Origin of the sequence: Paraburkholderia sp. RL17-368-BIF-A (assembly GCF_046054045.1) — a bacterium.
In the GTDB taxonomy this organism is placed as follows: domain Bacteria; phylum Pseudomonadota; class Gammaproteobacteria; order Burkholderiales; family Burkholderiaceae; genus Paraburkholderia; species Paraburkholderia graminis.
In genome coordinates this window covers 138,215-165,141 of the sequence record NZ_JARESN010000012.1, presented here as the reverse complement: position 1 = coordinate 165,141, position 26,927 = coordinate 138,215, and the positions used below count along the sequence as shown (strand labels likewise).

At 61.7% G+C, this 26,927-nt stretch carries 25 protein-coding genes; 13 read left to right on the top strand and 12 right to left on the bottom strand.

All coding sequences use genetic code 11. The features are described from left to right. Positions 1–51 precede the first annotated feature (51 nt). Positions 52–1,284, bottom strand: coding sequence for an ABC transporter substrate-binding protein (locus P0D87_RS21350; protein ID WP_006047264.1), 1,233 nt, complete (start codon positions 1,282–1,284; stop codon positions 52–54). 277 nt (positions 1,285–1,561) lie between these two features. Here P0D87_RS21350 and P0D87_RS21345 point away from each other — a divergent pair, with 277 nt between their 5' ends. The 3 genes from P0D87_RS21345 (at position 1,562) to P0D87_RS21335 (ending at position 4,363) form a co-directional block, all read left to right on the top strand. Then, complete coding sequence (locus P0D87_RS21345) at positions 1,562–2,335, top strand: SDR family oxidoreductase (RefSeq protein WP_053859856.1); 774 nt, start codon at positions 1,562–1,564, stop codon at positions 2,333–2,335. A 27-nt stretch (positions 2,336–2,362) separates the two neighbouring features. After that, a complete protein-coding gene (locus tag P0D87_RS21340) occupies positions 2,363–3,439 on the top strand; it encodes an ABC transporter ATP-binding protein (RefSeq protein WP_053859857.1) in 1,077 nt (358 codons plus the stop codon). Between the two features lie 63 nt (positions 3,440–3,502). Next, on the top strand, positions 3,503–4,363 hold the full coding sequence (locus P0D87_RS21335; RefSeq protein WP_053859858.1) for a MurR/RpiR family transcriptional regulator: 861 nt from the start codon (positions 3,503–3,505) through the stop codon (positions 4,361–4,363). On the opposite strand, the gene P0D87_RS21330 is transcribed toward P0D87_RS21335, so the two are convergent. The 3 genes from P0D87_RS21330 to P0D87_RS21320 all read right to left on the bottom strand — a co-directional run bounded on the left by P0D87_RS21330 (position 4,360) and on the right by P0D87_RS21320 (position 7,861). Then, complete coding sequence (locus P0D87_RS21330) at positions 4,360–5,898, bottom strand: Fic family protein (RefSeq protein WP_053859859.1); 1,539 nt, start codon at positions 5,896–5,898, stop codon at positions 4,360–4,362. The genes P0D87_RS21335 and P0D87_RS21330 overlap by 4 nt on opposite strands. Before the next feature lie 245 nt (positions 5,899–6,143). Next, positions 6,144–7,010, bottom strand: coding sequence for an IclR family transcriptional regulator (locus tag P0D87_RS21325; protein ID WP_053859860.1), 867 nt, complete (start codon positions 7,008–7,010; stop codon positions 6,144–6,146). Beyond that, positions 7,007–7,861 (bottom strand): IclR family transcriptional regulator, encoded by an 855-nt coding sequence (locus tag P0D87_RS21320; protein ID WP_053859861.1) that lies wholly within the window; start codon positions 7,859–7,861, stop codon positions 7,007–7,009. Before P0D87_RS21320 ends, P0D87_RS21325 begins: the two co-directional genes overlap by 4 nt. Positions 7,862–8,138: 277 nt before the next feature. Here P0D87_RS21320 and P0D87_RS21315 point away from each other — a divergent pair, with 277 nt between their 5' ends. The 5 genes from P0D87_RS21315 to P0D87_RS21295 all read left to right on the top strand — a co-directional run bounded on the left by P0D87_RS21315 (position 8,139) and on the right by P0D87_RS21295 (position 13,376). Beyond that, positions 8,139–9,098: an MBL fold metallo-hydrolase gene (locus P0D87_RS21315; protein WP_006047257.1), complete on the top strand. Its 960-nt coding sequence runs from the start codon at positions 8,139–8,141 to the stop codon at positions 9,096–9,098. A 70-nt stretch (positions 9,099–9,168) separates the two neighbouring features. Beyond that, positions 9,169–10,878 carry an FAD-dependent oxidoreductase gene (locus P0D87_RS21310; RefSeq protein WP_053859862.1) on the top strand — a complete coding sequence of 570 codons (1,710 nt, stop codon included), beginning with the start codon at positions 9,169–9,171 and terminating at the stop codon, positions 10,876–10,878. 47 nt (positions 10,879–10,925) lie between these two features. Next, positions 10,926–11,162, top strand: a complete 237-nt coding sequence (locus tag P0D87_RS21305) for a DUF2783 domain-containing protein (protein ID WP_006047255.1) — start codon at positions 10,926–10,928, stop codon at positions 11,160–11,162. Positions 11,163–11,264: 102 nt separating this feature from the next. After that, complete coding sequence (locus tag P0D87_RS21300) at positions 11,265–12,605, top strand: MFS transporter (RefSeq protein ID WP_053859863.1); 1,341 nt, start codon at positions 11,265–11,267, stop codon at positions 12,603–12,605. 69 nt (positions 12,606–12,674) lie between these two features. Beyond that, positions 12,675–13,376, top strand: a complete 702-nt coding sequence (locus tag P0D87_RS21295) for a 4'-phosphopantetheinyl transferase family protein (RefSeq protein ID WP_053859864.1) — start codon at positions 12,675–12,677, stop codon at positions 13,374–13,376. A gap of 124 nt (positions 13,377–13,500) precedes the next feature. Here the strand turns inward: P0D87_RS21295 and P0D87_RS21290 are convergent, their stop codons facing one another. From P0D87_RS21290 to P0D87_RS21260, 7 genes are all read right to left on the bottom strand, one after another. Next, entirely contained in the window at positions 13,501–13,974 is a 474-nt protein-coding gene (locus P0D87_RS21290) for an Lrp/AsnC family transcriptional regulator (protein ID WP_006047252.1), read from the bottom strand. Positions 13,975–14,505: 531 nt separating this feature from the next. After that, positions 14,506–15,306 carry an SDR family oxidoreductase gene (locus P0D87_RS21285; protein ID WP_053859865.1) on the bottom strand — a complete coding sequence of 267 codons (801 nt, stop codon included), beginning with the start codon at positions 15,304–15,306 and terminating at the stop codon, positions 14,506–14,508. A 141-nt stretch (positions 15,307–15,447) separates the two neighbouring features. Further along, on the bottom strand, positions 15,448–15,603 hold the full coding sequence (locus P0D87_RS21280) for a DUF3309 family protein (RefSeq protein WP_006047249.1): 156 nt from the start codon (positions 15,601–15,603) through the stop codon (positions 15,448–15,450). A gap of 143 nt (positions 15,604–15,746) precedes the next feature. Beyond that, positions 15,747–16,976: a YbfB/YjiJ family MFS transporter gene (locus tag P0D87_RS21275; protein WP_053859866.1), complete on the bottom strand. Its 1,230-nt coding sequence runs from the start codon at positions 16,974–16,976 to the stop codon at positions 15,747–15,749. A gap of 76 nt (positions 16,977–17,052) precedes the next feature. Beyond that, positions 17,053–17,679, bottom strand: a complete 627-nt coding sequence (locus tag P0D87_RS21270; protein ID WP_006047247.1) for a TetR/AcrR family transcriptional regulator — start codon at positions 17,677–17,679, stop codon at positions 17,053–17,055. A 177-nt stretch (positions 17,680–17,856) separates the two neighbouring features. Further along, positions 17,857–18,063 (bottom strand): hypothetical protein, encoded by a 207-nt coding sequence (locus P0D87_RS21265; protein ID WP_053859867.1) that lies wholly within the window; start codon positions 18,061–18,063, stop codon positions 17,857–17,859. Between the two features lie 343 nt (positions 18,064–18,406). Continuing rightward, complete coding sequence (locus P0D87_RS21260) at positions 18,407–18,625, bottom strand: hypothetical protein (RefSeq protein ID WP_006047245.1); 219 nt, start codon at positions 18,623–18,625, stop codon at positions 18,407–18,409. A 482-nt stretch (positions 18,626–19,107) separates the two neighbouring features. Between P0D87_RS21260 and P0D87_RS21255 the strand changes: the two genes are divergently transcribed. Next, positions 19,108–21,291, top strand: a complete 2,184-nt coding sequence (locus P0D87_RS21255) for a serine/threonine protein kinase (RefSeq protein ID WP_053859868.1) — start codon at positions 19,108–19,110, stop codon at positions 21,289–21,291. Positions 21,292–21,352: 61 nt separating this feature from the next. Here P0D87_RS21255 and P0D87_RS21250 read toward each other — a convergent pair whose 3' ends face one another. After that, complete coding sequence (locus P0D87_RS21250) at positions 21,353–23,347, bottom strand: SUMF1/EgtB/PvdO family nonheme iron enzyme (protein WP_053859869.1); 1,995 nt, start codon at positions 23,345–23,347, stop codon at positions 21,353–21,355. A gap of 378 nt (positions 23,348–23,725) precedes the next feature. On the opposite strand from P0D87_RS21250, the gene P0D87_RS21245 reads away from it, so the two are divergent. From P0D87_RS21245 to P0D87_RS21230, 4 genes are all read left to right on the top strand, one after another. Continuing rightward, a complete protein-coding gene (locus tag P0D87_RS21245) occupies positions 23,726–24,229 on the top strand; it encodes a DUF4399 domain-containing protein (protein ID WP_149029231.1) in 504 nt (167 codons plus the stop codon). Positions 24,230–24,267: 38 nt separating this feature from the next. Beyond that, positions 24,268–24,702 (top strand): DUF4399 domain-containing protein, encoded by a 435-nt coding sequence (locus tag P0D87_RS21240; protein ID WP_006047241.1) that lies wholly within the window; start codon positions 24,268–24,270, stop codon positions 24,700–24,702. Positions 24,703–24,967: 265 nt separating this feature from the next. Continuing rightward, entirely contained in the window at positions 24,968–25,249 is a 282-nt protein-coding gene (locus P0D87_RS21235) for a hypothetical protein (protein WP_053859871.1), read from the top strand. 215 nt (positions 25,250–25,464) lie between these two features. After that, the gene (locus tag P0D87_RS21230; protein WP_082367248.1) at positions 25,465–26,904 is read left to right on the top strand and encodes an efflux transporter outer membrane subunit; all 1,440 of its coding nucleotides are present in this window, start codon (positions 25,465–25,467) and stop codon (positions 26,902–26,904) included. Positions 26,905–26,927: the final 23 nt, after the last annotated feature.

Genomic DNA, 26,927 nt, shown 5'->3' with positions numbered 1-26,927 from the left:
GGAATGGGCCGGATAGTGACGGCTTACCGCGACGTCAGAGCGTCGCCCCGATCAATGGCCGAGCGACTTGTTGGCTTGCGTAGCCGCCGCATTCAGCGCATCGGCGGGCTTGGCCTTGCCCAGGTAGATGGACTGCATCGCGTCGGTCACGGCCTTCGCGGTGTCTTCCCAACCGGTCACGGTCGGTGCAAAACGCGCAGTGGGCAGCAAGGCGACAAATGCTTTGGTATCCGGATCATTGAATGCCGGGTCCGACGATTCCGCCTTGGTGGTCGGCAGGAAACCTTCAGTCGTCGTGAACTCGACGCGCGGTTCTTTGGTGAACAGATAGTCGAGGAACTTCCACGCGGACTTCTTCACCTTCGAGTTCTTGAACATCACGATCGAGTCCGTGACTGCGTAAGTGGCGTGCGTGGTGCCCATCGGAATCGGATCGATGCCGTACTTCAGGTTAGGCGCTTCCTTCTTGATCTGCTTCGCGAGGAACGGCGCCGAAATCATCATCGCCACGCGGCCTTGCTTGAAGAGGTTCTGTACGTCTTCGCGGCTGTAACCGGTAACGCCCGGTTGCGTCAGACCCTGATCGATCAGCGATTTATACAGCGTGGCCGCCTTGACGCCCGCCGCCGAGTTGAACGCCGCCTTGTTGTCCTTGCCGACTACTTCGCCGCCGTTTGTCCACAGCGCATAGTAAAAATAGACGTCCGTTTCGATTTCCTTGCCTTGCAGACCGAAGCCGGCAATGCCTTGCGCCTTCAGTTTCTTCGACGCTTCAATCACGTCGTTCCATGTTTTCGGGCCGTCCGGATAGCCGGCTTTCGCGAGCAGATCCTTGTTGTAGTACAGCGCGCGTGCGGACGCGGCGATCGGCAAACCGTACACCTTGCCGTTGATTTCGCCGGGTGCCAGGAACGGACCGATAAAACGTCCCTTGAAATTGGCGTCCATATAGCCGTCGAGCGGTTCGGCCACGTCGTCCTTCACGAAGTCGAGCAGCCAGCGCGTGCCGACAATCGCGAGGTCGGCGTTCGCGTTGCCGGAGATGTCCGTTTGCAGTTTCTGTTGCAACGTATCCCAGTTCACGTCTTCGATCTTGATGGTGGTGCCGGGATTGGCCTTTTCGAAATTGCGAGCCATCTTTTCGAAGTACGGCGCGGTTGCGTCGCTGTAATGCGCGACGGTCACGCGAACCGTGTCGGCCTGAGCCGACACGGCGATACCTGCAAACGCGAGCGCCACGGCGACTTTGCCAAGCGCGAGGGAAGCACGGGCATGCAACGACATCTCTCTCTCCTCATAGGTCCGCTGCCGTCGCCGGCTGCTGTGGGTTGAATTGTTTGAAAAAATCCTACACGGCTAAAAATGCGTTGTCACGTAGGGTCTGCGATATTTTTTCTCGCCGCGGTTTGTGCATAAGATGCCTGTAAAACAGAGATATTCTCGATGCGGGCTGCGCGACCGTTACCCAATATCCGGGACGAAGCGGCTTGTGCGGTGCGTCGCGCTGTAAGAAATTTACACGGTCTGCGAAGTGCCGGGCGTGTGGAAAAGCGAGGGCAAAATGACTCGAGTCGTATTAGTGACGGGCGCTTGCGGCGGCATCGGCAGCGTGTTGTGCAAGCGTTTCGTGGAGGAAGGCGACACGGTGCTGGCGCTCGACATCGACGGGGCCGCGCTCGATCGCCTGGCGAAGCAGCTCGGTGAAACGCAGGTCACGCCGATTGCAGTCGATCTCGGCGACGCCGCCGCGGTGCAACAAGCCGTCGCCGCGGCGGTGGCGAAGCGCGGACCCGTGGACGTGCTGGTCGCCAACGCGGGCGCAGCCGAGGGCCTCACGCTCGCCACCACCGACGCCGCAAGCTGGCAGCGCGACATTCATCTGAACCTGAACGGCACATACAACACGGTCGAAGCCGTGCGCGCGTCGATGATCGAGCGCGAGCAGGGCGCGTTGGTGTTGATCGGCTCGGTGAATGGCATGGCCGCGCTCGGGCATCCCGCGTATAGCGCGGCCAAAGCGGGCTTGATCAGTTACACGAAGGCGCTCGCGCTCGAACTGGGCCGCTATGGCATTCGCGCGAACATCGTGTGTCCGGGCACGGTGAAGACACAGGCATGGCAGGCGCGCGTCGACAAGAACCCGCAGGTCTTCGAAGATTTGAAAAAGTGGTATCCGTTGCGCGATTTCGCGACGCCTGACGACATCGCCGATGCCGTGCTGTTTCTCGCGTCGCCGATGGCGCGCGTGATTACCGGCGTCGCGTTGCCCGTCGACGGTGGCTTGATGGCAGGCAACCGGCTGATGGCGCAAGAACTGACGCTCGAATCGCTTTGAGCGAAACCTGCAGACGACGAGGACAGCATGGCAGCAGTGCAACTGAGCGGCATCTTCAAACGCTACGGCGACACGCAGGTGGTGCACGGCATCGACCTTCATATCGACGACGGCGAGTTTGTCGTGCTCGTCGGCCCGTCGGGTTGCGGCAAGAGCACGTTGATGCGGATGGTGGCCGGGCTCGAGGAAATCAGCGGCGGCGATCTGATGATCGGCGGAACGCGTGCGAACCATCTCGCGCCGCAGCAGCGCAATATCTCGATGGTGTTTCAAAGCTACGCGCTGTATCCGCATCTTACGGTCTACGAGAACATCGCGTTCGGGCCGCGCATTCGTAAAGAGTCGCCGGCGAATTTCAAGCCGCGCATCGAGGCTGCGGCGAAGATGCTCAATCTCGGCGGCTACCTCGACCGCTTGCCGCGCGCGTTATCGGGCGGTCAACGTCAGCGTGTCGCGATGGGCCGCGCGGTCGTGCGCGAGCCGTCGCTGTTTCTGTTCGACGAGCCGCTGTCCAATCTCGACGCGAAGCTGCGCGTCCAAATGCGCACGGAGATCAAGGCACTGCATCAGCGCCTGAAAAATACGGTGATTTACGTCACGCACGATCAGATCGAAGCCATGACGATGGCCGACCGCATCGTCGTGATGAACGCGGGGCGGATCGAACAGATCGGGCGTCCGCTCGAACTCTATGACCGTCCGTCGAATCTTTTCGTCGCGAGCTTTCTTGGCTCGCCGTCGATGAATTTCGCCGAAGGCATCGTAGTGGATCACTCGCAGGGACTTGCGCTGAAACTCGCGGACGGTGGCGAGATCGTGCTCGAAGGCGCGCCGCTGTCGGCGAACGTGGGCGCGAGAGTCACGTTGGGCGTGCGGCCCGAACACATCGAGACGATCACGCAGACGCCCGACGCAATCATGGAAGTCGAGGTGGTCGAACCGACTGGCGCCGAGACGCATTTGTACGGGAAAATAGGCGGCAACACGTGGTGCGTGACGACGCGTCAACGCTCGAAGGTTGAGCCCGGCGAGCGCGTCGCGTTGCGCTTGCCGGCTGCTCATATTCATCTGTTCGATACGGAGAGTGGGCGCAGACTGGTCTGAACCGCGTGTTGCCGATTGAAGCTGCGAGCGACGCGGATTCATTTAACCCTTAAGGAACACCGGGTGTCCGCACCGAACTTGATTCCCCATATCCGCAGCGCACTCGCCAGTTTGCGGCCCGCAGAACGCAAGGTCGCGGACATGGTGCTGAACGACGTGGACTTCGCGATGCGCGCGAGCATCACCGAACTCGCGCAGCGCGCCGATGTCTCCGAGCCTTCGGTCACGCGTTTTTGCCGCGCGATCGGCGCGCATGGTCTGCGCGACTTCAAGATGCAACTGGCGCAGAGCGTGGCGGGCGGAATGCCGTATTCGTCGGCGGCCATTGCGCGCAGCGACAACGTGCAGACGCTGATGGACAAGGTAGGCGAAGCCGCCGTCGACGGCATCACGCACGCGCGCGGCGCGCTCGATCCGGCGGTGGTCGAAAGCGCGATTGCAGCGCTGTCCAGCGCGCGGCGCGTGTTCTTTTTCGGCGTCGGCTCAGGGTCGGGCCTCGTCGCGCAAGATGCGGCGTTGCGGTTCTTGCGGCTCGACATCGCGTCCACTGCGTTTACCGACGCGCACTTGCAGCGCCTCTACGCCGGGATGATGGAGCCAGGCGACGTCGCCTTTGCCATTTCGCATTCGGGCCGCAGCGTCGAGGTGAACGAGAGCATTCAGATTGCCAAGGAACGCGGCGCGACGACGATCGCGCTGACCAATGTCGGCTCGCGGCTTGCATGGCTCGTGGATATTGCGCTGCTGCTGCGCGTGCCGAGTCCAATCGATCCGAATACGCCTGGCGTATCGCGCCTCGTGCATCTTTGCATCATGGACGCGCTCGCGATCGGCGTCGCACTCAAAGCGGGTCCGAAGACGCTGGAGAAGATGCGGCATGCGAAGGCGAGGTTGTCGTCGCATGAACCGCAAACGGGCGATTAGGGAATGTTCTCTTCGGCGAAAGCTTCGGTGATCGCATTGACGATTTGCGCGGCCAGATTCGGCCGCTCATCGAGAAGCGGATAGCGTTTGCGCAAGCTGTTGGAAATGCTGTTGCCGTTTTGCCGGACGCTGCGAATGATGCTGTCGAGATCGTTGTCCGGCGCTTCCAGGAAATTTTTGATCGCACGCCGCGCCGTGTCGTTGGCATGCAGAAAGCGCGCTTCGTTGCGCATCTCGTGGCGCAGCGTCACGTCGATGACATCCGCGAGATAGCTGACGTGGGCGGTGAAGTCCGGGTAGCGCCACGCGGGCAGCGCGTCGTCGTAGGCGCGAAAGTGCAGGTTGAACTCGACGCCGTCGTCGGCCGTTTCCGTTTTCCCGAACGAGTACTGATCCGCGTAGTGCTTCATCAGCGGGCGCGAAAACCGTTCGAGCACCTTGTCGTAAGCGGCGCGATCGCGCGTGCTTTGTGTGATCGTCGCGGACACAGGCAGGATGATCGGCGCGGGCACGGCTCCATCGCGGCGCAATACGTCGTTGATCAGAAAGCGCGAGATGCGGCCGTTGCCGTCGGCCATCGGATGCACATAGACAAAGCCGAACGATGCCGCCGCCGCGCGAACAATCGGCGCACCGCCTTGCGTGCGTTGAAGGAACTGGCTCAAGCCCGCGAGCATTGCTTCGACCTGCTGCCAATGCGGAGCAATGTAATCGACCACCGGCTCATAGCGCGCGACGTGTCCCACATAGACCGGCGAGCGGCGAACGCCGTAGCGCAGCGCCGATTCACCGAGGATGCCGCGCTGCAGGGCAACGAGCGTCTCGGCATCGAACGGATTGGCATGCCGGCCGCACTCGCTTTCCATGACCGCGGCAAAGCGGCGGATGCGATCCTCCTTGTCCTGTTCGTGCTCGATGAGAAAACTCGCGCGGCTCTCCTTCACCGTCAGCCAGACGGCACTGCGCATGATGAGGTCCACGCCGTAATCGGCTTCGAGTTCGGCCAGCGGCGACGCAAGGTCGTACGTTTCTGCGCGCCGCACCGACTCCGCGCGCCGGATCACCGGGCAGAAGTCGCGATTGCCCGGCAGATTGTCCCGCACGCGCCAGCGCGAGTTGTTGACGGTCGTGCCCACGACGAACTCGTCGGCGTTCAGCGCATCGACGTAATTGCCTCGCGATGCGCCTTGCGCATCAAGACGCTCGGGGCGCAGCCATTCGTAGAAAAAGCACGCGCGGCGCGCATACGCGCCGGTCGGTTCTCTTGCGATCCACGCTTCCAGTTCGCCACGTACGGACTTCAGCGCGAACAGCCGCGCGAGGAATTCCAGATGGATGCCTTCGTGGCGGAAGGCGAATGTCAGATGATCGGTCAGGCTCGAAACAGGGCGATACGCCGCGGGATAGACCTCGCGGCTGATGTCGCCGTCAGTGGCGCTCGAGCGCGTGCGGCCGATTTCGCTCTGAACGGCGAACGGGTGGACCGGTACGACGCCGTACGTGTTCGCCAGCCATTGATATCCGATGTGCGGCATGGGGTCGATCCGGGTGCGCTTGAGAGGGCGGGAAGCAGGTCGTCTGCATCAGTTTCGATTATTCCACGTTCAAAACGATTGCAAACAGGGCTTTTTCCAAAAAAACGCTTATTCGGAGCCCGGCCGCCCGCATCGTTTCGATTATTTTTCTGCCGAAACGATTACAAACCGCCGTTTTTCAAAAAAAACGATTACCGGACCGAGGCCGCCGACGACGCGGCCGACGCCGCGCAGGAACCCTTGATTCAGCCCATCCAGCCAAACCGCCGCGACAACCGCAGCGTTGCCGCGCGCAGCGTCTGCGCCGGGCCGGCCGCGGCGGCGCTGTCGAAGCTGCCGCTCGGTCCCATCAGCGCGAGCGCGAGGCAAATGCTGCCCGTGTGGTCGAACACCGGCGCGGCGAGCGTGTCGATACCCGGCACGGGCCGGCTCAGCGCGGTATCGATTCCGTCGGCCCGAATCTGCGCGAGACGCTGCGCATAGCTTGCGTTCAGCGTCGGCGGCGCGCTTTTGCCGGCGAAAGCATCGGCCTCGTTCGCCCCTGCGAGCCGCAAGTGATCCTGCGCGAGCAGCCCGGCACGCACGTCGTCGGCGACATGGGCGGCGAAAACGCGCCCGATCGCCGTATTCACCAGCGACATCACCGTGCCCACCCGCAAGCTCACATGCAAGGGCCGCGGCGATTCCTCCAGCCGCACGACCGTCGGTCCAAGCGGACCGAGCACCGCCATGGCGACGCTCATTCCCGTCGATGCCGCCAGTTCGACCACTTCGGGCTCGGCCTCGCGCGTCGGCGAAAGACGCTGCAGGCCTATCAAGCCAAGCTCCAGCGCAAGCGGCCCGGCTTCGAAACAGCCGGACGCGCCGCGGCTCAGCAAGCCGGTCTTGAGCAGGCTCACCAGATGCGGAAACGCTTTCGCCGGCGGCATGCCGGCTGCGGCGGCGAGGTCGCGCAAGGTCAGCGGCCGCGCTGCCGCGACGAGCGCGGCCAGCAGTTCGCCGGTGCTGTCGAGCGACTGGATGCCGCGCTGCGGCTTTGTATCCGTGGAAACGGCCGTGGAAGCAGGCGCGGAAAGCGGCGTGGAAGAAGCGTTGTCGGTACGAGCGGTCACGATGCGGACGATGCAAGCAGTGAGGGTTGGGCGGCAAGCTCGGCGCCGATCTCGCGAGCCGCGCCGAGCAACGCGCGGGCGATGCGGCCATCGGCGGCCACGTCGATCGAGCCCGTCGAGCCGATCACCGTCAGCGCCAGCGCGAGTCGCCCGTCCGGATCGAACACGGGCGCGCTCAGGCTGCTGATGCCAGGACTCGGCGCATCGACACTGCTTTCGAGGCCGCGCGCGCGAATCTTCTCGAGCGACGTCTGGAACGCGGCGTCGCGCGGCGCGGCCGTCGCGCTTTGGTCGGCGCCCGACTGATTCGCCCACATCGCGTCGAGCGTTTCGCGCGGCAGGTACGCACAGAACACGCGTCCCGTCGACGTCGCCGGCAGCGACATGACCGTGCCCACATGCAGATTCACGTGCAGCGGAAAACCCCCATGTTCATAGCGAACGATGGTCGGCCCCTGCGGCCCGGCGATACAGATCGCGACGCTAAAGCCGATTGCTTCGGCGAGCGCGGCCACGCGCGGCACGGCGGCGCGAAACGCCGGCTGATTTTCCAGATGCAACAGACCGAGCCGCAGCGACAACGGGCCGGGCTCATAACGGCCCGACAGCTCGTCGCGCTTGACGAGACCAAGCCGGCTCAGGCTCACGAGATAAGCATGGGCCTGTCCGGGCGCCAGGTCGGCGGCGATGGCGAGATCCGACAGCGCGAGCGGCATGCGCGCCTGCGCGAGCGCGAGCAGCAGCCGGCCGCCGACTTCCACGCTCTGAATGCCGCGCTGCGTCTTGCCGCCTTCCGCTATTTCAGTACCGCTCGCGCCTTTGCCAGGGGCCGCTTTCGCTGCTTTGCTCACGCCTGCGCTCGTCCGTAAAAAGGGTCCATGTTAACCGAACCGCGACTGCGAACTGTCACCGTCCACGCTTCAATGTTAGGCGTTGGATAATTTGCGTATAGCGATACATTTCGCTATTGACAAATAAACAGGTGCGGCCATAAGATGCAATCACCCCGACACACCGGCGCAGTCACAGAGTCAAAAACGGGGCGAGACAACCTTCAATACCGCCAGCCCGCGCCGCAGCGCGCAGCCGGCCGTCTCGCCTCACATCCAACTTTTGAGGGAGACGAGCATGGCAAAGGCATTTGCATCGCAGGCCGATCTGGAAGTCAAGAAAGTCACGTGGACGAAGTTGTCCGAGAACGCCTACGCCTACACGGCCGAAGGCGATCCGAACTCGGGCGTGATCATCGGCGACGACGGCGTGCTGATCGTCGACACGACCGCCACGCCGGCCATGGCGCAAGACCTCATCGCGAAGATTCGCAGCGTCACCGACAAGCCGATCAAATACGTCGTGCTCTCGCACTATCACGCGGTGCGCGTGCTCGGCGCGTCGGCGTATTTCGAGGAAGGCGCGCAGGAAATCATCGCGAGCCGCGGCACGTACGAGATGATCGTCGAGCGCGGCGAAGCGGACATGAAGTCGGAGATCGAACGCTTTCCGCGTCTTTTTGCCGGCGTCGAAACGGTGCCGGGCCTCACGTGGCCGACGCTCGTGTTCGAAAAGGAAATGACGCTGTTCCTCGGCAAGCTCGAAGTGCGCATCGCGCATCTCGGCGCGGGTCATACGAAGGGCGATACGGTCGTGTGGCTGCCGTCGCAAAAGGTGCTGTTTTCCGGCGATCTCGTCGAATACGACGCGGCGTGCTATTGCGGCGACGCGCAGCTCGAACAATGGCCGGCGACACTCGAAGCACTGCGCGCGCTCAATGCCGAGAAGCTCGTGCCGGGCCGCGGCCCCGCGCTGACCACGCCGGAAGACGTCAACAAAGGTCTCGATTACACGAAGGATTTCGTGACGACGTTGCTGCAGCAAGGCCGTGAAGCGGTCGAGCAGAAGCTCGATCTGAAGGCCGCGATGGCGCACACGCGCAAGGCGATGGACCCGAAATTCGGCCACGTGTTCATCTACGAACATTGCTTGCCGTTCGACGTTTCGCGCGCTTTCGACGAAGCAAGCGGCATCACGCATCCGCGCATCTGGACCGCGCAGCGCGACAAGGAAATGTGGGACGCGCTGCAAGCCTGACGGCATCGCATACAAAAGAACAGGCAAGCGCAGCAAAGCAAAGCAAAGCGGAGCAGGACGGAGACACAACATGAGCATCAACTACCAGACGCTGTCGTTCGAATATCAGCCGTGCCGCGAACAGGACGCGCGCCACGGCACGGAACAGACGGTCTATCCGGTGATCGTGGTCGGCGCGGGGCCGGTGGGTCTTGCCACCGCAATCGACATCGCGCAGCAGGGCGTGCCCGTCGTACTCGTGGACGACGACTGCTCGTTGTCCACGGGTTCGCGCGCGATCTGCTTCTCGAAGCGCTCACTCGATATTTTCGATCGCCTCGGATGCGGGCAGCGAATGGTGGACAAGGGCATTAGCTGGAATGTCGGCAAAGTGTTCCTCAAGGATGAGCTCGTCTACTCGTTCAATTTGCAGCCCGAAGCAGGTCATCATCGTCCGGCGTTTATCAATTTGCAGCAGTACTACGTCGAAGGCTTTCTGCTCGAACGCGCGCAGCAAATGCCGAACATCGAGATTCGCTGGAAAAGCAAGGTGGTCGCTATCGAGCAGTGCGGAACGCCAGGCGCGCGCGACGCGTCGGTTACGCTGACGGTGGAAACGCCCGATGGGCAATATGCGTTGCGTGGCCGGTATGTCGTCGCCGCCGACGGTTCGCGCAGTCCGATCCGCAATCTGATGGGACTCGATAGTAAAGGCGTTACGTTCAAGGACCGCTTCCTGATCGCCGACGTGAAGATGGAAGCGGACTTTCCGACCGAGCGCTGGTTCTGGTTCGATCCGCCATTTCATCCGAATCAGTCGGTGTTGCTGCATCGTCAGCCGGATAACGTGTGGCGAATCGACTTTCAGCTTGGATGGGACGCCGACCCGGTGCTTGAGAAAACGCCCGAGCGCGTGATTCCGCGTGTGCGTGCCTTGCTCGGACCGGATGCAAAGTTCGAACTGGAATGGGTTAGCGTCTATACGTTTTCGTGTTTGCGCATGGAACGCTTCCGGCACGGCAACGTGCTGTTCGCGGGCGATTCCGCACACGGCGTCTCGCCGTTCGGCGCACGCGGTGCGAATAGCGGCGTGCAGGATGCGGAGAACCTCGCATGGAAACTGGCAATGGTATTGGAGGGCAACGCATCGGATGCGTTGCTCGACACGTATGCCAGCGAGCGCGAGTTTGCCGCCGACGAAAACATCCGCAACTCCACGCGTTCTACTGACTTCATCACGCCGAAGAGCCCGGTTAGCCGCGTGTTTCGAGATGCCGTGCTGAAGCTCGCGCGTCACCATCCGTTTGCGCGGCAACTGACGAACAGTGGTCGGCTGTCGGTGCCGGCGGTGTTGAGCGATTCGCCGCTGAATACACCGGATAGCGACAGCTTCGAGGGCCTCATGGTGCCGGGCGCCTCGTGTGTCGATGCACCGGTGCAGGCGGCCGGCGAATCGGCGTGGCTGCTTCAGCATCTCGGCCAGCAATTTACAGGCGTGCTTTTTTCCGGCGATGAAGGCATCGACGCCGCAGCCGAAACTGCGCTGAAAGCGCTTCGTACAAGCACTATTCCGTTGAAGCTCGTGGTGATCGCGCGCAGCGAAACGCCGCCGGCAGCAATCGCAGATGCAAAGATTTTGCGCGACACCGAGGGTCTCGCGAGTGCGCGCTACGACGCGCGACCCGGCACGTTCTATCTGATCCGCCCGGACCAGCATGTGTGCGCACGTTGGCGGCAACTCGAACCGCTTGATGTCGAGCATGCGTTAAAGCGCGCGTTGTGCGTGCAAGGCACAGCCTGAAAGAACGCCCGCGTTCGCAGCAAAAAAACAGAATCCGGAGACACATCATGGCACTGATCACGCAACCGAACCTCGCGCGTCCCGACGACTTTTACGAGGCGTTGATCGACATGCATCGCGGCCTCGACGATGCGCGCAGTCAGTCGGCGAATGCGCAACTCATTTTGCTGCTCGCGAACCATATCGGCGATCACGCGACGCTGCTCGAAGCAATCCGGCACGCGCGCGAAGGCGTGGCGGACGTATCGCCGGAAGGCGGCGAAGTTCATCCGCTGGCGGCCTGAGCCGCCGCACGCGCACTTCAGCGACAACCACAACGCGGCGCATCAAGACGCCGGACCCGCGGGTCCGTTGGACCCATCACGCCTCATGTCTGGAGATAACCGATGAGTCAGTCCCTCTCGCCAGCGCTCGAGCCTGGTTCAAGCGCCGCTGCGCACGACGATCTGCTATACCGCAAGGTATCGCTGCGCATCATTCCATTTTTGTTTCTTTGCTACGTCGTGTCGTTTCTGGACCGCATCAACATCGGCTTCGCGCAGTTGCAGATGAAGCACGACCTCGGGTTCAGCGACGCAATGTACGGACTCGGCGCCGCTGTGTTTTACATCGGCTATGTACTGTGCGAAGTGCCAAGCAACCTGCTGCTTGCGAAGTTCGGCGCGCGCCGCACGTTCACGCGAATCATGTTGCTGTGGGGCGTGGCGTCGGTCGGCATGATGATGGTGTCGACGCCCGCGCATTTCTATGTGCTTCGCTTCATGCTCGGCGTGTTCGAGGCGGGCTTCTTTCCGGGCATCGTGCTGTATCTGACGTACTGGTATCCGGCGCGGCGGCGTGCGGCGGTGCTGTCGATATTTTTCGCCGGCGTGGCAGTCGCGGGCGTGCTCGGCGGGCTCGTGTCGGGCTGGATCATGCGCGATATGGGCGGCGTGCTCGGCCTGTTCGGCTGGCAGTGGATGTTCATCATCGAAGGGGCGCCCGCGCTTATCCTCGGTCTCATCGCCGCGGTTTATCTCGTCGACGGTCCGCAGCACGCGCAATGGCTCACCGCTGATGAGAAAGCGCAGTTGATCGCGCAACGCGACGAGGACCGCGCGGCTTTATCGCAGCCGTCGCACGCATCGCATTCATCGCGCTCGTTCACGCAGGCGCTGCGTAATCCGCGCGTCTATCTGTTCGCGTTCATCTATTTCTCGCTGACGTGCGCGTCGTTGACGCTCAATTTCTGGATGCCGTTGATGATCCGCGACTTCGGCATTCGCGATGTTCTCGCGATCAGTCTGTACAGCGTCATTCCGAATGCAGTCGGCGCGGTCGGGCTGATTCTGATTGCTCGCCATTCCGATCGGCGCGGAGAACGGCGCCGGCACTTCGCGGTATGCACGATCGGCGGCGGCATCGCGCTTTCGCTTTTGACCCTGCATTTAAGCAGTTTTCCTGCGATGCTCGCGATTCTCTCGCTTGCCGCCGTGCTGATTTTCGCCGCGTTGCCGATCTTCTGGACGGTGCCGGCGAGCTATCTATCGGGCACCGCGGCGGCGGGCGGCATTGCGCTGATCAGCAGCATCGGCATTACGAGCGGCATTGTGAGCCCGTGGGTGATCGGGCAGATCAAGACGCATACCGGCAGCATGGACAACGCGCTTTATCTGCTGACCGTGTTGCTGTTCACAAGCGGGATTGCATTGCTGTTCGGCGTGCCGAAGGAAACCAGGCGGGTTTAACGGCGCGGTGCTTTATAAAAGGACCATCGTGTAGAGTCGCGGTAATTCCATTGCGCCTCGACTCTTGCGATGTCCGCCCTTATCGCCCCCGTTCCGCTGCAGCATGAAGGCCCGCATGACCTGTCGTTGTGGCGTGTCGATCTGTCATTCGACACGTCGCTCGACGCCGCTTCCTTTGCATCGCTTTCCGACGACGAGCGCGCGCGAGCACGCAGCTTCCGCCGCGCCGAAGACGCGCTGCGCTTCGCCACAACGCGCGCTGCGTTGCGCGAGTTGCTTGCAGAACGTATTGACGCCGATGCGCACGCTCTGCGCTTTACGGTCGATGCAAACGGGCGACCGCGTCTCGCAGATTCGACGGCATTCGACTTCAACGTGTCGCACGCGGGCGCGTGTGGCTTGATCGCGATGTCGTCGGCGCGGCGCGTGGGTGTCGATATAGAGCAGTGCAGCGATACGTTCGATTGGCGCTCCATCGTCACGTTGACGCTTGATCCGCACGAGGCGGCGTGGACCGAGCGCCTTGATCGTTCCGCGCAAATGGCCGCGTTCTACGATGCATGGACCGCCAAGGAAGCGCTCGTCAAAACGACAGGCGCGGGCATCGCGCGCGGGTTGCAGCATTTGAGCGTGCTGCCGCGCGAGGGCCAGCGCGTGACGCTGCGCGGCCCGATTCCCGATGATATGCGTGCGATCGCCGCGCAATGGATAGCCGCGCCGCGCGGCTACGCGGCGTGTGTTGCGTGGTCGTCGACGCCGCTTGCTTCATAGCAAACCCACTGTTGGGCTCTTTTTGCAGCGCTTGTTATTGCGCCCATGACGCAACTAACGGTCAGCCCCGACCGGCGCCTCCAGACAACCGCACGAAGCGCTCGCAACGACTCCTCAGCGCGCATTAAACCTGCACAGACGGAATGCTCTTCATGCAGCGCAGCGCGAACATCGAGCGGCTATGACGAATGCCCGCGATCTTGTAGAGCTTCTCGCGCAGGAAGCGCTCATAACCCGCCGTGCCGTCCACAGCCACCTTGACCAGATAGTCGTAATCGCCGGAGACGAGATACGCCTCGAGTACTTCGGTGAGTGTCGCAAGTTCGGCGCCGAAACGCGCGAGCGCATCGTCGTCGTGACGATCGAGCGTGACTTCAAGCAGAACGATATCGGCCAAGCCGAGCTTCTGCTGATCGAGCAGCGCGACGTAGCCGCGAATGTAGCCTTCGGTTTCGAGTTGGCGTGTGCGGTTCCAGCATGCCGTGGTCGACATGCCGACGAGTTCGGCCAGTTCCGCATTGCTCACGCGTGCGTTCTTTTGCAATGCGCGGAGGATTCTGCGGTCCTGATTGTCCAGCTCGCGGGTCCGGGTGTTCATGGGCTGACTCGGAAGATTGTTCGTTCAGACGTGATTCTATCGGAAGAACGTTCCGTTAGTCGTCGCGTGGCACGCCGCTTTAGGAAGCCTATCCAGCGAGCGTCCCGGTATATTTTGAGGGTGCATTCGCGCCCGGGAGAACCGTCCGGATCGCCGATCTTATGGCGTCCACGCGCGGCCACAAGCCGCTACCGGTATGACGCTGCTTTTACCGAAGCAGCCTGAGCGGAAACCGCGGCGCTACCCCGTCGCAGCGAACGCTCGCTCGGGCCCGAACGCATGTATTGCACTACATGAAAGAGACGCGCGGCCACCGAAGGGCCGCGCCACGGAGCGTGTTTCGAATGATCAATGGAAGATGAGGTACAGAATGACCAGCACGATCACCGGAACACCGAGAAGCCAGCCGAGTAGGTAAGGCATGATGTATCTCCTTTCGTATCGAGTTGGAATACGGAGAGCATTCAGCATGGGCCGTGCCTGAGGTGTCCGCGATATTCGTGTGATCAGCGCGTTAAAGCTGCACACCGTCTAGCCGTTGTCGATGAACCCCGGATAGAGCGTCATGCCGCCGTCGACAAATAACGTTGTGCCCACAACGTAGTCGCTTTCATCCGATGCGAGCCACACGGCCGCCTTGCCGATGTCTTCGACTTCACCCACGCGGCCATAAGGAATCAATTGCAGTAGCTTTTGCTCTGCCGCGTGAGTCTCCCACGCGTCGCGATTGATCTTCGTGCGAATCGCGCCGGGCGCAATCGAGTTGACGCGAATGCGCTCGGGCGCGACTTCCTGTGCGAGCGATTTCATGAACATCTGAATCCCGCCTTTCGACGCAGCGTAGTTCACATGCCCGGCCCACGGAATGACTTCGTGCACCGAGCTCATGCAAATGATCTTGCCGAGTGCTTTGGATGCGGATGTCGGCCCGCGTCGCCGGAACTCTTTGACAGCGGCTTGCGCAGTGAGAAACTGTCCCGTCAAATTGGTGCCCAGCACTGTTTGCCATTCTTCCATCGACATATCGGCAATAGCGCTGTCCCTCTGCAAACCCGAATTCGCGACGACGATGTCCAGTGTGCCGAAGCGCGCGCGGCACGCGTCGAACATCGCATCGACATCGGCCGGATTCGATACGTCGGCTTTAACTGCGAACGCGGTGCCGCCCGACTGGTTGATCTCGTCAGCGAGCTTCTCCGCCGATTCCGCATGCGAGTGATAGTTCAGCGCGACCGACGCGCCCGCATTCGCAAGCGCTCGCGCAACGCCATAGCCAATGCCTGAGCTCGCGCCCGTGACCAAAGCAAACTGATTGGCGAGTAACTTTTCCATCGCAATTCCTCGGCGCTGAAAAGCGCATTCGTCTAGCTTCAGATGTAGCGAGGCCGCCGGATCTGCGAGCAGTTCACTGCATCGCAATCCGGCGGCCGGGCCTGCGTTTGACTTACTGATGTGAACGTGTCACCGCACTCGCTATATCACGCCGGCGACAAGCAGCACGATCACGACGATCAGCACGACGCCAAGACCACCCGTTGGCCCATAGCCCCACGAACGGCTATGCGGCCAGGTCGGCAACGCGCCAAGGAGAAGAAGAATCAGCACAACCAGAAGAATAGTTCCCAACATGTATGACCTCCGCTTGGTTGATGAAGCTCTCCTGTCCGCGGCTTTGCGCACTTACATAGTGAGCGCGCAAAGAGAAGACGGACCGGACAGCATCGTCACCTTTGAGGAGCAAGGCATGTGCCCAACGCGGAACATACGCAGTGTCACGCCGCTAAAGAAACCGCGGTTCTGATCCGCGAAACAATCAGATCAGCGATGAACGCGACGCCAAGCGCCGCGGCGCCACACATGAAGATCAATGCATAGTTGTTGTGTGAATGCGCGAACAGATACGAGTAGCCATACCCGCCGAGCGCCTGGAAGAGAGCGAACGCTGTCGTCGCGCGGCTCCATGAGGCGCGCTGTTCCGTGTGATCGTGCGGCACGAGTTCATGAATGCGGCCGAGTGCGAGCGGCACGATGCCGGGCGTGAAGACTCCGAGAATAACGGTCGACAGTGCCAGCACCCACGCATTGCCGGAAAGCGCGATCATCGCGACGGCCACTGCCTGCAGTAACAAAGCCACGCGATAAGCCTTGCCGTAACCGATACGGTGCGCAACGTTGCCCGCGATCAGCGGCCCCGCGATGGCGGCGAGCCCGTACAACACCCAATAGTTCGCGCCGATTGCCGCGCCTCGGCCCAGACCGCGCGCCACGTAATCGACGAGAAGAATCATCGCCGGCACGAGTCCGAGTGCGTTCGCGGCGTATTGCGCGTACAGCACGCGAAGCGCAAGCGTGCTGGTCTGCGCGCCATGATGATGAGCGGGCGCCGCGGCGGGAGCAGGCGGATTCGTCGACGGCCAGCCGAACCAGCTCACTACTGTCAATACGAGTGCAACAGCGCCGAGGCCGAGCCATGTGGTTTGCAGGCCGAAGTGCAACAGCTCGGGAATCAGCGTGCCTGACGCAGCAATGCCGAGCCCGAGTCCGAGAAAGATCATGCCGCTGACAAAGCCACGGCGCGCTGCGGGAATATGCGGAAGAATCGAGGTCGCCACCAAAACCATGATCGCGCCGCCGGAGATCCCCGACAGCAAACGCCACACGAAGAACCAGCTTATCGACAGCGGATACGCACACGCGAAGAACGCCGCGGTCACCACGGCCATCAGCATGCGCAACGCGGTCCGGTTCGATAACGCGGACGCAAGCGGACGGCCGATCAGCGCGCCGATCAGATAGCCCGCGAAATTCGCGGCGCCCAATGTGACTGCTTGCGACGACGTGAACCAGTGCGCCTGGATCAGAGACGGAATGAGCGGCGTGTACGCAAAGCGCGCGAGGCCGATGGCAACGAGACTGCCGGAAAGCCCGGCGAAAGTGGCAAAGAGCGCGCGGGCGTCGAGCGATGTGGAGCTCGACGAGGACAAGGAGGGCGCTGTGGACATGACGGTTCCTTTACCGGCCAACGTGCATGACGCCGCGCCGGATGTCGGTGAAAGTGCGAAGGGATCGCTCGTTAGGTTAGACGCGTGTCTTTGACGCGCCGTGTTTGGCCGGCAGCGCCGGCAAGCCGAGCAGCTTCAGCGCGCCGGCAACCGCGCTCGTCAGCACGGCACGCTGCGGATCGACGCGTGCCAGCACACGCATGCCTAGCACGGTGGCGAGTAGATGAGTGGCGGTTTCGTCGGCGGAAACGGTTTTGGCAATCGCGCCGCTCTTTTGCGCCGCCACCAGGCAGCGATAAAAGAACTCGCGGATCTCGGCGATTTCGGTTGCAACGAGCTGACGAAATGCTTCGTCCTCCGATGAAATTTCGAGCGCCGAATTAACCAGCATGCAGCCGCGCTTGTGCGGATCGGACACCGACCGCTCGATGGTTTCTTCGAAGAAACCGGTAATGGCCTCGGCAGGCGGCATGGTGCTCTCGAAGCGCTTGATGCGCTCGCGCAGCGAATGATCCAGGTAGTGCTCGAGCGCGCGCAGATACAGCCCGCGTTTGTCGCCAAAGGCGTTGTAAAGGCTCGGCTGCGTGAGACCCGTGCATTTGACGAGATCGCGCGTGGACGTCGCCTCGTAGCCTTTCAGCCAGAACGTTGCGCTTGCTGCTTCGAGCACCTCTTGCTCGTCGAATCCGCGGGGTCGCGCCATGATGAATGTCCTTTACCGCCTGCGTCGGTGGTTTTGTATCAATCGATATAGAACCGCATTATATATCGATCGACACAGAATGCAAGGGACGATGTGCGGCGGAGTGCATTGGCGCCGCCGCGTCACGAGCGCAATGACGTGGCGCGGCGGTTTCCAATTGAGGACATCTCGAGCGTCCTACAGATAAGTGCCTTTGATGCGGCCTTCGAAGATGGCGGTGTTGATCGAGAAGTCGTCGACATGGCCGAGCGCGCCACCGTCGACGGTGACGACGACGGAACGGCCGCCGCGCACCAGCTTCGACTGCTCGGCGCTGAGCGTGACTTCTTCGTGGGCGGCCTCGACGCCGCGAGGCAGGTCCTTGATGATGACGGTGGATTTCATGGCGATACTCCTTGAGGTGAATGGGCGAGCACGGCGGAGTGCTCGCTCATGTTTCTGCAAGGGATATGCCAATTTGCACGCGATAAAGAGCCAATCCCCAACGCGTCCGCCGATGCCAGGCCAGGCAAGGATGTGCATTGCGCGGCCTTTAATCGCAAAGCGCGACGATGCAAAACCAGCGGCCAGATGTATGGACGCAGCAGACAGAACGCACCCGAACTGTTGGGCCGCGTGTACGCCGAACACCGCGCGACACGCACGCGTCCCGAAACGCGTCGCGGCAACAACAAAAGCGGCACGCGTCGATGACGCGTGCCGCTGTACTGCCTTGATAAACGCGAATCTAGCTGCGCCGTGTATTGCGCGTCGCCGCCACTTTCACGATGGTTTGATGCGCCGCTGGAAAGCCGGGCGGATATTCGACGACGCGAGTCGCGGTCGGCACGAGCGGCGCGGCGCTCGACAGCCGCGCCCCAATGCGTGCGCCGCCGACAATGGCGGCCATCGCCTCACGGTCGAGTTCGACGTTGTCTGCGAGATCGTTGATGAGAAGCTTGGCCATGATGTGTTCGCCGCGAAAGTCGAGCGATTGGCCGGTGCGATGATCCGGCGTGCGCTCGCGGGTGTCGTCAGATGTGCTGAGGTCTCGTCGCACTATGAGTATAGGAAATCCGTTTTTAATCTGCCTGCCCGATTCACTAATGCACGGCTTGTGCCAGATTTATTCAAGGTTCCTAATAAAAGTTATGGTGCCTTTATGGATAAGGCTTGCAGCGCTAAGCCGCGCGTCTTTTCCTATCCGTCGAAGCTGCGACGAGCAAGGCGAGTGGTGGCATTCACCCGACAACCCGCCGCATTATGTTGGACGGCGCGCGACAAGCGCGAGCCGCGCATCGCGCGGGGCAATCCTGGTTTGCGAAAGAACAGGCCGGGAGCTAGTATCGAAGCGGCACATGTAACTGGTTACGACAGCTTTCCTAACGGCCGGCAGAGCCTTGGTCGAACGCGATCGGGGCTCACGGCAACGGCGGCAATTCGCACAACATGGCTAGCCTTGCGCGTGTGATTCACGACTTCCAGAACGGCGAGCTGTCACGTGACGAGTTCGTCGCTCAACTCGACAGCACGTTGGTGACCGAAGGCCTCGGTCCGACGCAGCTGCTGGAGACGCTTGGCGCCGCGCATCGTAAAGCCCCGCTGCCGGAGGACCTTTATATCGAAGTGCGGCGGCGCATCGAGCAACTGCGTGTATCGAACGTGGCGGCCGGCGGCGAGGAAACCGGCATACAAACCACGGTGGAGATGCCCTCGGTGGTGCCGGCCGGCGCGGGACGCACAGGCGCGTCCGCAAGTAGCGCGAACGTGCCCAACGGCGCAGGCTTCGACCAGATCAAAGGCATCGGCGATACGCTGAATAACCGCTTCGTTCTCGAAGAGTGCCTCGGCGTCGGCGGAATGGGGACGGTTTATAAGGCGCTCGATCTGCGCAAGCTCGAGGCGTCCGACAGAAAACCGTACCTCGCGGTCAAGGTCCTCAACGTTCAGTTCCGCGGCAATCCGAATTCGCTCGTCGCGTTGCAGCGCGAGGCGCGCAAGGCGCAGGTGCTCGCGCATCGCAACATCATCACGGTGTACGACTTCGATCGCGACGGTCCAATCGTTTATCTGACGATGGAGTACCTGTCGGGCAAGCCGCTCAGCCAGTTGCTGCGCACGCCGGGCTATCAGGGCATGCCGGTTCGCGCCGCGCTGCCGATCGTGCGCGGCATGTGCAGCGCGCTCGCGTATGCACACGAACGCGGCTTCGTGCATTGCGATTTCAAACCCGCCAATGTTTTTCTCACGACGAATGCGGAAGTGAAGGTCATCGACTTCGGTATTGCCCGCGTGTTTCAGCGGCCCGAAGAAGAAAGCGATGCAACCGTGTTCGATCCAGGCAGCCTCGGCGCGTTGACGCCTGCGTATGCGAGCCCGGAGATGATCGAGCATCGCGAGCCCGATCCGCGCGACGATATTTATGCGCTGGGCTGCATCACGTATGAGTTGCTGACTGGACACCATCCGTTCGACCGCTTGTCCGCGACGCAGGCGCGCAATGCCGAATTCAAGCTGCAGCGTCCGCCGAATCTCGATGCGACGCAATGGCGTGCATTGCGGGCCGCGCTTTCCTTCGACCGCGCGACGCGCATGCCGAGCGTCACGCGCTTCATCGCCGAGTTCGACAACGAGGCGCGCGCGGAGAAGTCGGGGACATTGGCGAAGGCGGGACTCGCCGGCTTCGCGGTGATTTGCGCGGCGGCGGTCGCCGTCTATGCGTGGCGCTCCGCGCCGAACCGTCATAGCGAAACGCAACTGGCTACGGGCACGTCGCAGGGGCGGGTGGAGGAAGCGGCGTCGTCGGCGACGCAAGCGAGCGAGGCAGCGGCGACAGCGGCGACCAGCACCGCAAGTGCAGCAACAACGAATCCGACCACAGCAACGTCCGCATCCGCGACCGCTTCAGCGGCAGTAGCAGCCCCCACCCCGCCCGCTACACCCAAACCCAAGCCCGCACTGACACTCGCAGCGGTCGCTCCGACGCTCGCACAAGTGCCGTGCTCGGCGTTATCCGCGTCGACGCAGGACCACACGTTGACGGTGCGCGGCTATCTTTCGCAACGCTATGGCGTCGCGCGACTAAAAGACGGCCTCACAGCGCTACCCGGCGTGGACACGCTAAAGCTCGACGTCGATCCGGTCGCGGACGACAAATGCGACACCGTCAAGGCGCTTGCACCCTACTGGACGCAGAACTGGCAAGCGGGGCACGTCGCGGGCTTGCAGGTGCGGCCGCCGAGCGGCCAATTGAACGAGGGCGATCCACTGGTTGTCGACGTGAGCACGCCCGGCTACGACTCGTATGTGAATCTGGACTACTACCAGCTCGACGGCAATGTCGTTCATATGGTGCCGAGTCCGCGCGCGAAGGACAACCAGGCGCCGCCGCACTATTCGGCGACGGTCGGCAGCGGCGGCGACTGGGTCATTTCAAAGCCGTTCGGTTCGGAGATGGTCGTGCTGCTGATCACGCCCGCGCCGCTCTTCGACAAGCCGCGCCCGGAAGCCGAATCGCGCGCCGACTATCTGCGCGCACTGGACACACGGCTCGCGCAAATAGCGACGAAATACGGCCGCGAGCGGATCGTGGCGGACTTCGCGCCGATCACCACGAAGCCGCATGCGCCATGATGTTTTCGTCGAGCGAGCGCTGCGGAGCTTGATGCTATGAGTTACTTCCCGGCGCAACGGATCACTTCAGATCTTTGACTACGCGGAAACCATCTTGCGATTGACGCACGCCCGCGCTGTATTTGAAGCGCGTCGCGCTTAGCATGTAGCCGCCTCCTTCGCGCCAGGAGCCGCCGCGAATCACGCGCATGTCACAACCGGGGTTTTCCCACGCGCGGCCGTCGACGGGCGCTGACTGATACGAGTTATGCCAGCAGTCGGCGGTCCATTCCCACACGCTTCCGTTCATGTCATAGAGGCCGTACGGATTCGGCGCAAAAGAACCTGCGGCTTCGGGGCCTTCCTTGTGCCACGGCTCGCCGCAGTCCTTGCAATTGGCGTTGCCCTTGCGCATCTGATCGCCCCACCAGTACGCGCTCGTCGTGCCGCCGCGCTCCGCGTATTCCCACTCGGCCTCCGTGGGCAGACGGTACGGTTTGCCCGTCGTCCGCGTGAGCCACTTCACGTACTGCTGCGCGTCGTCCCAACTCACGTCGCGCGCGGGAGCTGACTTATTGGCATTCGTTTCCGGCGAGAGCTTCGGGCATGCATTCGCCGCGACGCAGGCATTCCACTGCTCGACTGTCACTTCGTATTTGCCGATAGCGAACGGCGCACCAATCGTCACGTGATGAACCGGCTTCTCGGACGGATCGTCGCTGTTGCTGCCCATCGAGAACGCGCCTGCGGGCAACGCGATCATGATCGGACATGCGGCGCAGTCGCGGCTTTCGCCTGCTACTGGCGCACGCGTTGCAGGCTTTTGCGCGGTGGCTGCAGCGGGCGGTGCTGGCGGTGGAGTGGTGCTCGCGGCTGGCGGTGCGGAAGCGGCACGCGGGCGCTCTTGCGCGGCCGATGCAGTGGGCGCAGCAGGTGTCGCCGGCCGCGCTGTCGGCGGCGGCGCAACTGACGGCGCAACCTGCTGTGTCGACGCGTTCGGCGCAGGCGCATTCGCCGACGCCGCCCGCAACCGATCGATTCGCGCATGCGCGAGCGTGGCGAAGCGCCCATTCGGATAGGCCTTCAAATACGCTTCGTAATCCGCGGGGTAATTGCTGTCCTTGATCGAATTCCAGAAGGTGATTTCGTATTGCTCGGTGCTGTCTTTCGGCAGAATGCCTCGGCTGTGCAGTGTGACGACATGCTCGTTACTGGCGATGAGCCGCGTATCCCTAACCTTTACGTTGCTTGTCGTTAAGGTGGAATCGGGCAACGACGACTCAACCCACGGTTGCTGTTCCCCTCCGGTTGCGTGTTTGACTTGCGCAGCGACGCTCGCTAGCAGGCTCATTAGCGGCTGCGTGGGCTTCTCGTCGAGTGCACGCAATAACGCTTGCGTATAGATGCCGTGGCTGGAGCCGTCGGCCGCAAAGCCGCCTTGCGCCGTTGCATAGGCAACGACCGTGTTCGGCGGCAGTGCTGGCGCCGCCTGCGCGACATCGCGCGTGAATGGATTGTCGAGACAGGTGTCGAGAATCGCAATGTTCAATGGTGCATTGCGCGACGTGTGCATTGCCTGCAACACGTCACTCAGGTCGATGCCCTCGCGAATTGGCGAGGCCGGCGAGCGCACGTCGAGACCGGCAGGAATCAATAGCGTTTGTCCGCCGAGCCGCATGCCATGACCGGCGAAATAGAACAGACCGACATCGCCCGCACGCAGACGCTCGCGGAATTCGCCAATCGCTCGCCGCATTTGCAGCGGCGTTGCATTGGCAAGCACGACGACGTCGAAGCCGAGCGCGCGCAATTGCTTGCCCAGCGCTTGAGCATCACGCGGCGCGTTTCGCTCGATGACTTTCGACGCATCGGGACCATAGGCGCCATTGCCGATAACGAGCGCGATGCGCGAAGCGCCAACATGGTCGTGCTGCGGAGCGAACGGCGCGATCACGCTATTAGCCGGTGCGGCCAGATTAGTCGCGCTTGTACTCTCGCGCGGCGTTGCGGCAAATGCACCGCCGCAATTCACCAGAATGGCCCCGGCCATCCACATCAGCAGGAATATTCGCCACATCTTCGCATCCTGTTTGTTCCGGACAGAACATAGGTATTCGCGCACCGCATTGCCGCTGGAATACGTTGCGATTCGCCGATACCCCCGCCCGAAAAGCGAAGCATCGACGCGCTTTCGATCATCCGCGTTGCAACGTATCAACAACCATAGCACGCGCATGGCGGGCAACAACCAACACTTTTACCGAGTGCGCTATACGGTTAACGAGTGTGGCGTATCTTTTTGGCAAGTTACGTCCTAAGCTAATTCACAAAGCAACGTGGCACGGTCGTTTTAACTACGCGGCTGGCGCATCGCGCGCCCCGCGATCAAGCACAATCACCCATCGCTGCCTTGCGCAGTCGAGATGGTCACGACCGCTCTTCGGGAGAGTGCGCCATGCGAAGAACCGACGTCCCCGCTGTTTCCAAGCCGAGTCCCAGAAGCACGATGCGCCTATGTGCATTGCGTGCGCTTTCGCGGACGGTGCTCGCCGTGTCGATTGTCGGCATGGTTTTGCCGGTGGCGGCATTCGCGGATTCCACGGCATCGCCTGCCGGTGCCGAGGAGTACATCATCTGGCCGCCCGACGGCGCCGTGATTCACGGCGGCAAGCTCTGGGTGCGCATGGGGCTGCGCAATATGGGCGTGTGCCCGAAAGGCGTCGCGTTTCCCAACACCGGGCATCATCATCTGCTGATCGATACGGACCTGCCCGCGCTCGATCAGGAGATTCCGTCGGACCGTAATCACCTGCACTTCGGCGCGGGCGAGACCGACGCGCGTATCGAGTTGCCGCCAGGCAAGCACACGTTGCAGCTTATTCTCGGCGACCACAATCACGTGCCGCATGCGCCGCCCGTGTACTCGAAAAAGATCACCATCACCGTGCAGAAAGACTAGCGCGTTCATCGCGGCCTGCTCAGGACGGAGAAACCTTCATGTATAAGTTCATTGCAGTCGCGGCGCTGGTGGCGTCGGCGACATGGGGCGCGGCGGATTTCGCCGTGGCGGCCGGGGCGGCGTCGCCTTCCGGCGCACATGCCTATATCGGCTATCCCAACGACGGCCAGGTGGTTACGGCCAATAAGCCGTTTCGCGTGTGGTTCGGTTTGCGCTATATGGGCGTCGCGCCGAAAGGCGTGAAGTATCCGAACACGGGACATCATCATCTTCTGATCGACACCGACTTGCCGCCGATGGACCAGGAGATACCCTCGGATCGCAATCACCTGCATTTCGGCGCGGGCGAAACCGAGACGATGATTCAACTGCCGCCCGGCAAACATACATTGCAATTGCTGATGGGCGACGACATGCACGTTCCGCACAACCCACCGGTGTACTCGAAGAAGATCACGGTCATTGCGCGTTGACGTTAGTTAGCGCCGATGTCATGCCGCAGCCAACCATTTCACACCTGCTGTTGGCCCCGATCCATCACATCGACGCTGATGCTTTCTGGTCACACGCTGTATTGCCCGGTCGACGTATTGTCCAAAGCTTTTATTCACGGCACTTCCATAAATTTCTTTGGATAGGGAAACGAAACTGGCACAGCCCATGCGTTAGTTACGTTCGAGTAGACAAGTTGCTCGAAACCAACCGCAAGACTGTGACCTTTCGTTCCGGAGATTTGCCATGAACACGCTGACGATCAAAGACCTGTCCATCACCGAACAACTCGACAGCAAGGCGATGAGCGCCGTGCGCGGCGGCGCCGGCCACCTGCTACCGCCGTCGTATCTGAATTTCGCGCCGATCTATGCGCCGAACTTCAGCAGGAACGTTGACGCCACTCAACTGATCAGCACGACGATGAACATCCAGAGCGTCAATGGCAGCAACGGCGCGTTCATTGAGGGCGCGACGACCAACCTCAATCCGCATGTGACCGCGAGCAACAACATCTACATGCCGTAAGCGGCGCGTCCGCTAGCTGCGGTCCTCAAAAAGTTCGCGCACCCAATCGTTCTTTTCACGCGACACTTCCTCACCGCACATCTCCCGAGCTTTTGTCATGCGCCGCTTCGATGGTGAAGCGGCGTCGGAGATGCTTTACTTAAATGGTGCGCGCGGATTGTGCAGTGAAGTCGGCGTCATCGGAGAAAATCGTGTCAGCGTTGCCTGATTCAAAGATGGTTCAGCGCTTCTTCAACCACTCGACAACGGCGGCGTTGCGCGGGTTCTGCGCGGCAACGATCTGCGCCGCCTCACTGTGTGCATGCGTCGACGTCAGCATGCCCGACTACAAGCGGCCCGATACGCCTGGCAAGACGTCCTGGACGGGACAGAGCGGCGCGCCGGTTTCCGCGGCGGCCACCATTGAACCGGATTGGTGGAAAGGCTTTAACGATCCGGCTCTCGACTCGCTGATTGCCAAAGCCATAGGCGGCAACTTCGACATCAAGATACTGGCTGCGCGTATCGACGTTGCGCGCACGCAGATCGGCGAAGCCAAGGCCGGCGCGTTGCCGACCATGGACCTCGGTGCCGGCGCGAGTTTCCAGAAAACAACCGGACAGACCTTCGCGAAGCAATACAACGTCGCGGCGCAGGTGAACTGGGACATCGACATCTGGGGCAAAGTGGAAAAGGGCGTGCAGGCACAGAAAGCCGAATTCCACGCGAGCGAAGCCGACTGGCGTGCGGGTTATCTCGAACTGGTGTCGAACGTGTCGAGTACCTATTTCCAGATCCTTCAATTCGACGACCAGATCGAACAGCAGCAAAAGACACTCGTCACCAATCGCCAGATTCTCTCGATCTACGAAGGCCAGCGCCGCAGCGGACTTGTTCCGCAGACGCAGGTGCTGCGGCAGCAGGCGGAAATCAATCGCCTGACGAATCAGTTGCTTGAACTGCGCCGCTCGCGTGACCTCGCGAATAACGCGCTGTGCACGCTGACCGGTGTACCTGCCGGTGAGTTTCAATTGCCCAAAGGCCATCTGCAACAGCGCGTGCAATCGCCGGGAGTGCCCGACGGTCTGCCCGCACAACTGCTCGCGCGGCGCCCAGACCTGGTCGCCGCGGAATTCAGAGTACTCGAGGCCTATGACCTCGTCGGTCAGGCCAAACTCGCGCAATTGCCGACTATCAGCCTGACCGGGCACGGCGGCACGGCGAGTTTCGCGCTGACTGACTTGCTGAAGTCGTTCACCTACGGCTTCATGCCGAGCATCAATATTCCGCTGCTCGATCCCGGTGTGCGCGAACACGTCAAGGTGACGCAGGCGCAATCGACGGTGGCGGAACAGCAGTACCGTGCGACTGTAATGGGCGCGTTCGAGGAAGTGGAAAACGCGCTGGTGAATCTGAACGCGCATAAGGCGCAGCGCGTTGAATTGCAGCAACAGGTGGATCGTCTGCAAATTGTGGCCGATCAGATTCAGTCGCAACTGCGGCTCGGCGTGGTGTCGCAACTCGAAGTATTCGAAACCGAGCGCACGCTGCTCGAGGCGCAGTTGTCGTTGCTGGCGAATCATCAACTGATTTTGTCCGATACGGTGCTGCTTTATAAGGCGCTCGGCGGCGGTTGGCCGAATGTCGATGTACAGGCGCAATTGAAAGAGAAGTAGAAGAGAGGCAGAGCAGAAGTAAA